7 protein-coding genes are annotated in these 7,235 nt (G+C 32.5%); 5 read left to right on the top strand and 2 right to left on the bottom strand.

Features of this window, described 5'->3' with window-relative positions; genetic code table 11:
* Positions 1-343: 343 nt before the first annotated feature.
* Positions 344-505 (bottom strand): DUF1328 domain-containing protein, encoded by a 162-nt coding sequence (locus tag VGE71_RS01540; RefSeq protein ID WP_144219385.1) that lies wholly within the window; start codon positions 503-505, stop codon positions 344-346.
* A 272-nt stretch (positions 506-777) separates the two neighbouring features.
* Here VGE71_RS01540 and VGE71_RS01535 point away from each other — a divergent pair, with 272 nt between their 5' ends.
* Together VGE71_RS01535 and VGE71_RS01530 are read left to right on the top strand one after the other, a co-directional pair.
* Positions 778-1,836, top strand: a complete 1,059-nt coding sequence (locus tag VGE71_RS01535) for a pesticidal protein Cry7Aa (protein WP_331136723.1) — start codon at positions 778-780, stop codon at positions 1,834-1,836.
* The gene (locus VGE71_RS01530; RefSeq protein ID WP_331136722.1) at positions 1,817-4,087 is read left to right on the top strand and encodes a glycosyltransferase; all 2,271 of its coding nucleotides are present in this window, start codon (positions 1,817-1,819) and stop codon (positions 4,085-4,087) included. The genes VGE71_RS01535 and VGE71_RS01530 overlap by 20 nt, the downstream gene beginning before the upstream one ends.
* A gap of 78 nt (positions 4,088-4,165) precedes the next feature.
* Here the strand turns inward: VGE71_RS01530 and VGE71_RS01525 are convergent, their stop codons facing one another.
* On the bottom strand, positions 4,166-4,432 hold the full coding sequence (locus VGE71_RS01525) for a hypothetical protein (RefSeq protein ID WP_331136721.1): 267 nt from the start codon (positions 4,430-4,432) through the stop codon (positions 4,166-4,168).
* Between the two features lie 314 nt (positions 4,433-4,746).
* Between VGE71_RS01525 and VGE71_RS01520 the strand changes: the two genes are divergently transcribed.
* Genes VGE71_RS01520 through VGE71_RS01510 form a run of 3 tightly spaced genes read left to right on the top strand, consistent with a single transcriptional unit; the run spans position 4,747 to position 7,170 of the window.
* Positions 4,747-5,505 (top strand): ABC transporter permease, encoded by a 759-nt coding sequence (locus VGE71_RS01520; protein ID WP_331136720.1) that lies wholly within the window; start codon positions 4,747-4,749, stop codon positions 5,503-5,505.
* Positions 5,506-5,507: 2 nt separating this feature from the next.
* Positions 5,508-6,293 carry an ABC transporter ATP-binding protein gene (locus VGE71_RS01515; protein ID WP_331136719.1) on the top strand — a complete coding sequence of 262 codons (786 nt, stop codon included), beginning with the start codon at positions 5,508-5,510 and terminating at the stop codon, positions 6,291-6,293.
* A gap of 28 nt (positions 6,294-6,321) precedes the next feature.
* Entirely contained in the window at positions 6,322-7,170 is an 849-nt protein-coding gene (locus VGE71_RS01510; RefSeq protein ID WP_331136718.1) for an MlaD family protein, read from the top strand.
* Positions 7,171-7,235 lie beyond the last annotated feature (65 nt).

Raw genomic sequence — 7,235 nt, 5'->3', positions numbered from 1 at the left:
CCTATTGTTTTTCCTGTTTTACCAGAAAAAAATCTTGATTTTCCGCTTTTACTTTCTATCCTAATTGTGATTTGCTGCGTTGGAATTCCAATTGCTTTTATAACTAGGAAATATTATGCGAAATGGTATTGAAAAAAAAGGTTCAAAGGAACAAAGGGACAGAGTGACAAAGGCTTAAAACCTTGAATTTTATAATTTTTAGAAGTAACAAAGGTTCAAAGTGAAAAGGCTAAATACTTTTAACCGTTTTCACTTTGAACCTCAAATTTTTAAGAGAAAAACAAAAAGTAAGTTGAGAGAGAAAACTTTGTCACTCTGTCCCTTTGCCCCTTTGTCCCTCCATCTAAACTTTTCTTCTTCCTGAAATCAGTGAAATAATAAATAACACTAAAAAGATAAAGAATAAGATTTTAGCAATGCTTGCAGCTCCGGCGGCAATACCTCCAAAACCAAAAATTCCGGCAACAATAGCCAGGATTATAAAAATAACTGTCCAGCGTAACATAATATTTAATTTTTAAGTTCGTAAATACGACTTATTATAAGCCCTTTTTTGTTTGTTACTCAAAGTTCTTTTATTCTTACAAATCTCATTAACTCAAAACGTTTTTTAAATTAACTCAATACATTAAAAAACAGCATCATATCTAGCGTTTTCACTATTATTTTTTTGTCTTACAGAATTACCATGTTTAGGCTTTTGAGTTAATTTTTTAATGGATTGGATTAATCGTCGCTTCTATCTCAGGGTAATTTTGAGTAAAACTTAGAAAGACAATGAAAGAGGCAAAAAAGCACGGTGTAATTTTAGAAAAAACCGACAGAGCTTTTGAAGAATTAGGCGTTTTGAATCCAGCAATATATCAGGAAGGAAATAAAGTTCATATGTTTTATCGAGCGGCTAAAAAAGGAAATTTTTCTACTATTGGCTATTGTCGTTTTGAAGGACCGACCACTTTAGTAGAAAGAAATACACAGCCGATTTTTACTCCCGAATATATCTATGAAATTCACGGAGTTGAAGATCCAAGAATTACTAAAATTGAGGATCGATATTACATGACCTATGTAACTTATGACGGAATCAACGCTTGCGGTGCATTGGCTGTTTCTAAAGATCTGATGAGTTTTAAGAAAAAAGGAATTATTACGCCGAAGTTTATTCTTCATGATTTCAAAAATGTAATTAAAAACCATTTACAGAATCCAAGTGTTGCAAAGATTTTGGCTTTTAATACAGAAAGAAATTATCCGCTGACCGAAACCATAAAAGAAAACTTATTTGTTTGGGACAAAAACGTAGTTCTTTTTCCAAAGAAAATAAACGGGAAATTTGTTGCTCTGCATCGTCTTTTTCCATCCATTCAGATTTTTTCTTTTGAGAAGAAATCAGAACTAACTGAAGAATTTTGGAAGAATTATTTAAAAAATCTTCCTGATTATATTGTGCTTGAACCCAAATATGAACACGAAACAAGTCATATTGGTCCTGGAGCACCGCCAATTGAAACAGCAGACGGTTGGCTTATAATTTATCATGCTGCTGAAAGAAGAGAAAAAGGGTTGGTTTATCATGCTGCCGCAGTTTTATTGGATTTAGAAAATCCGTCAAAAGTAATTGCAAGATTGCCAAAACCAATAATCACACCTTCAGAACATTATGAACGTCATGGTTATGTAAATTATGTAGTTTTTCCAACAGGAACAGCCATTTTTGAAGACCAATTATATATTTATTACGGTGCTGCCGATGATAAGATTGCGGTGGCTTCTTTGAACCTTAACGAGTTATTAACCGAATTAAAAATGAATCCTCATGAAAACAATATCAAATAAATCAAAAATAGTTTTTCTTTCTACTTTTCCTCCAACACAATGTGGAATAGCAACTTATACACAAGACACCATTAAAGGAATAATGGATGTTTATGGTAAATCTATCCAGTGTGAAATATGTGAATTGGTTAGTGAACCTAAAGAAGAACCAACACAGGCGTTTACCCTAAACACTAAAAATAGAGAAGAGTATGCTAAAGTAGCTGAAGAAATTAATGCCGATGAGACAGTAAAACTAGTGCATATTCAACATGAATTTGGTTTGTTTTCAGGAAATTACGGAGATCATTTACTAGACTTCTTAAACGTGATTCAGAAACCTGTTACTTTTACTTTTCATAGTGTAATTCCGAATCCGAATGATGAATTGAGGACATTTGTAAAACTCTTGTTGAGTTACAGCAATTCGGTTTTTGTAATGACTAATAAATCCAAGGAAATATTAATAAATGATTACGAGATCAATGAAGAAATAATTACTTGTGTACCTCACGGAACCCATATTGTTGTTTATGAAACTCCTGAAACTGCAAAAGAAAAATTAGACATTCAGGACAGATTAGTACTATCTACTTTCGGACTTTTAGGCGAAGGAAAAAATATAGAAACAGGATTACAATCACTTCCAAAAATTGTAGAAAAAGCTCCGAATGCTTTGTATTTAATTATTGGTAAAACACATCCAAATTTAATTAAAGATGGAAAAGATCCTTACCGTGACAAACTGGAAGGAATTGTTGAAGAATTAAACCTTCAAAATAATGTTCGATTCGTAAATCAATATTTAGATACAGATGAGCTTTTAGAATATTTAAAAGCAACAGATATTTATATGTTTACGTCCAAAGATCCGAATCAGGCTGTAAGCGGCACTTTTTCTTATGCAATGAGCTGTGCTTGTCCGATTGTGGCTTCTAAAATTCCGCATACCAAAGAAGTACTAACTAAAGATGCTGGGATTTTGTGTGATATTGGCGAACCAGATCAATTTGCAGAAGCAGCTATTAAGTTAATCGAAGATGAAAACTTAAGACATGAAATGGGTATTAGTTCATTTACCAAAATGAGAGCCTCTTCATGGGAAAATGTTGGAATTACACAAATGAACACCTATAAAAAACTAATTGATAATCCGTCGGAGATCAAATTTAGTTATCCTGATATTCAGTTAAAACATATCAAAAAACTAACGACAGATCTTGGTATTATTCAGTTTAGTAAAATTTCTATTCCAGATTTAGAGTCAGGATATACATTAGATGATAACGCTAGAGCCTTAATTGCTTTTTGTATGCATTATAAACTGACTCAGGACAAAGAAGATTTAGGCTATATTTTAATCTATTTAGATTTTATCCAGCGTTGTCAACAACCAAAAGGGAATTTTATCAATTATGTAGATCAAGAAAATCGCGAGCATGTAGAACAAAATGCCGAAGTGAATTTAGAAGATTCAAATGCGAGAGCCATTTGGGCATTAGGAACAGTGGTTTCGATTTCAGATATTCTTCCTGAAGCTATTTATAAAAAAGCAGCTAAATGTTTGTTGCATTCGTTAAAATGGGCCGAAACTATTCAGTCACCTCGTTCGATCGGATTTGCAACTAAAGGTTTATATCTGTATCATTCTACTATTCCGAATTTGTATGTTGCGGCCATTATCAATAAACTAAATGCTAAACTATTGGCAAATTATGAAGATACAGCAACAGAAGACTGGCAATGGTTTGAAAATTATCTAACATACGGAAATGGAATTCTTCCAGAATCGATGTTGTATGCTTATTTGATAACCAATAAACCAGTTTACCAAAAAGTAGCATTAGACTCGTTAGATTTCTTAATTTCTAAAACATTTGTAAATGGAAATTTCAAAGCAATCTCAAATCAGAGCTGGCATTATAAAGGTTCGGAACCACATGAATATGGCGAACAACCAATAGATGTTACGTACACGATAATGACTTTAAATGCATTTTATAATGAATTTAAAACACCGCATTACAAAAAGAAAATGAAAGCAGCATTTAACTGGTTTTTAGGAAAAAATCATTTAAATCAGATTATGTACAATCCTGTAAGCGGTGGCGGTTACGACGGACTCGAAAAACACAATGTAAATTTAAACCAAGGTGCAGAATCTACCGTTTGTTATTTAACCGCAAGATTATTAATGGAAAAAATAGCTATTTCTCAATCTAAAGTGATTCCCTTAATGAAAAGCCGATCAGGAATAGCGATCAACTCATAATATAACGGCTTAGCTAGCCAAATACTTCACTTTTTTAAACCTGAAAAATCCCTTTCTTAATGAAAGGGATTTTTTGTTTTAATTATTAAATAATCTGTACAAAACCAGTACTGCGATTAGATAAATTATAACCAGTATCCATTTTGTTGTATCACCTTTTATCAGTTTTACTAGACAGTATAAAAATATTATTAAACTTAATAAAGCAAAACCTAACATTATAAATACAGCTTCACTTGGAGCTCCATTTGACGGATACTTTTCAACTGCAAAAACAACTATAAAATATAGAATGATATAGTAAATTACAGTTATAATTGCTCCTTTTAGCGTAGCTTTTGTCATCTTCGTCAAACTTTAAAATCCTTTTTAAGTAAGATTATTTTTATTTTTTAAAGGCTAAAATAATTATAAAAACATCTTTTTAGGCAAAATACTTCTAAATAGTATTTTCAGGTTAGTATCATTTTGTTAAACCAATAGCGCAACGAAACTTTTCTTCAAATATTATGTTTTGATGAAAATTATATAAAGCTGTAAAAAATTTGTGTAAAATATTTTAACAAGTATTACACTAAATTTAATCTATAATTCACCAAGTCTAAAAAACTGTTAAAGAATTGATTTTCAATTTTGCAACACACTAAAACATAAATATTTTGATTCTCAACCTAAAAAATACATTTACCGAAATTGGAGAAACGACATTGTTCGCCAAAAGGTTTTTTAAGGAGGTTTTTATTCCGCCTTATGAGACCAAGGAATTTTTGAAACAATGTTATGTTATAGGATACAAATCGCTTCCGCTGGTAGCCATAACAGGATTTATTATGGGTTTGGTACTGACACTTCAGTCAAGACCAACTTTGGTAAAATTTGGAGCCGAAAGCTGGCTTCCTGGAATGGTGGCGCTTTCGCTGATAAGAGAAATTGCTCCTGTAATTACCGCTTTAATCTGTGCTGGAAAAATATCATCTGGAATTGGTGCCGAATTAGGATCAATGAAAGTAACAGAACAAATTGATGCCATGGAAGTTTCGGCTGTAAATCCTTATAATTATTTGGTTGTTACAAGAGTTTTGGCTTGTACACTGATGGTTCCAATTTTAGTCTTTTTTGCCGATGCAATCGGAATAATTGGAGGTTACGTCGGGATTAATATTCATGGTGATGTTAATTTCTACAGATATCTAACTCAGATTATCCAATCATTAGAATTTCTGGATTTGTTTCCTGCAACCATTAAAACCTTTTTCTTCGGATTTTTTATCGGAATGATTGGATGCTTTAAAGGCTTTAATGCTTCAAACGGAACAGAAAGTGTTGGACAAGCAGCAAATTCTGCCGTAGTAACTGCATCATTAAGCATTTTTATTATTGATATGGTTGCTGTTCAAATAACCGATTTATTCTTTTAACAATGGCCAAAGAAAAATTACATATAGAACCTAAAATAAAAGAAAAAGAGCAAGATCAAACTCCAATTATCGAGATTAAAGATCTGCACAAAACTTTTGGAAAAGATAATAAAATCCTGAAAGGCGTAAATCTGATTTTACACAAAGATGAAAATCTCGTGGTTTTGGGACGTTCAGGATCAGGAAAATCGGTTACGATAAAATGCATCGTGGGATTGATTGAACCTGACAAAGGAGAAATTAAAGTTTTTGATGAAAATGTATTGAATATCTCCAAAAGCGAATTGAATGCCATTAGAGTCCGTATCGGATTTTTATTCCAAAGTGGCGCATTGTACGATTCGATGTCAGTTAGAGAAAATCTCGCTTTTACGTTAAGCAAACACAAACGCGATTTAAGTGCAGATGAAGTTGAAAATGAAGTCATGGAAGCACTTGAAAATGTCGGTTTAGCCGATGCCATCGACAAAATGCCGTCAGAACTTTCGGGTGGAATGAGAAAGAGAATTGGCTTAGCTAGAACTTTAATCTTAAAACCTGAAATTATTTTATACGACGAACCTACAACAGGTTTGGACACGATAACGTCAAGAGAAATAAGTGAATTAATTCTTGACATTAAAGAAAAACAAAAAACCTCTTCGATCATTATCACCCACGATATGGCGTGTGCAAAACTAACTGCGGATCGAATTATTGTTTTAAAAGACGGAGTCATTCATGCCGAAGGAACTTACGAAGAATTAGAAAAAGACGAAGACGAATGGGTACGCTCATTTTTTGAATAAACCAAAAGCAAAATAAATATTAGAAATCATGGAAAAGCAATCAGGATATACTTGGAAATTAGGAATGTTTGTAACAATTGGCTTAGTGCTTTTTGTAATGGCCGTATATTTTATTGGAAAACAAAAAAACCTTTTCGGTTCAACCTTTCATATTACTTCTCAATTTAAAACAGTGAGTGGTTTAGAAGTCGGTAACAATGTTCGTTTCTCTGGCATTAATGTGGGAACTGTCGAACAAATTCAGTTAAAAAATGACTCTACTGTAATGGTTGTTTTAGTAATGAAAGAAGATGTTAGAAAATTCATTAAAACAGACGCCACTGCCAGCATTGGATCAGATGGTTTAATGGGCGACAAAGTATTGACTATTTCTCCAGGTCAGAAATCTCAGAAAATGATTGAAGACAATGGTATAATTGCTTCTGTAGACGGAATTGAAATGCACGATATTATGAAAAGCGTTAAGAAAAGCGTGGATAATATCGGCGTAATTTCAGATGAGATTGCCATTTTTAGCCACAGTATGAACAACGGAAATGGTGCTTTGGCAAGATTAGTCAAAGATGATAAAATGGCTAATAGCGTTTCAAACACACTTTCTAATCTAGAAACGGGTACAAAAGGTTTTAGTGAAAACATGGAAGCTGCCAAAAGTAATTTCCTTCTAAGAGGTTATTTCAAGAAAAAAGAGAAAGAAAAAGCTAAAAAAATAGAGGAAAGGAAAGAAAAACAGGAAGAGAAAAAAGAGAAACAAGAAGAAGAGAAAGAAAAAGCAGCCAAAGAAAAAGCTGAAAAGGCTGAAAAAGAACAAAAAGAGAAAGAAGAAAAACAAAAACAGGAAGAAGCTAAAAAAGCGGAGGCTGAAAAGAAAAAGTAATTTTTTATCAGTCATAACTGACAGTTCTACATTACAACTTTTTAAATTCAACTTGTAAGTTTTAA

Source organism: Flavobacterium sp. (assembly GCF_036405015.1).
Lineage (GTDB): Bacteria > Bacteroidota > Bacteroidia > Flavobacteriales > Flavobacteriaceae > Flavobacterium.
This window is presented reverse-complemented; position numbering and strand designations above follow the sequence as displayed.

Excerpts from the sequence above, each read along its gene's own strand:
- VGE71_RS01540 (WP_144219385.1), bottom strand. The coding sequence starts at position 505 with ATGTTACGCTGGACAGTTATTTTTATAATCCTGGCTATTGTTGCCGGA.
- VGE71_RS01535 (WP_331136723.1), top strand. The coding sequence starts at position 778 with ATGAAAGAGGCAAAAAAGCACGGTGTAATTTTAGAAAAAACCGACAGA.
- VGE71_RS01530 (WP_331136722.1), top strand. The coding sequence starts at position 1,817 with ATGAAAACAATATCAAATAAATCAAAAATAGTTTTTCTTTCTACTTTT.
- VGE71_RS01525 (WP_331136721.1), bottom strand. The coding sequence starts at position 4,432 with ATGACAAAAGCTACGCTAAAAGGAGCAATTATAACTGTAATTTACTAT.
- VGE71_RS01515 (WP_331136719.1), top strand. The coding sequence starts at position 5,508 with ATGGCCAAAGAAAAATTACATATAGAACCTAAAATAAAAGAAAAAGAG.
- VGE71_RS01510 (WP_331136718.1), top strand. The coding sequence starts at position 6,322 with ATGGAAAAGCAATCAGGATATACTTGGAAATTAGGAATGTTTGTAACA.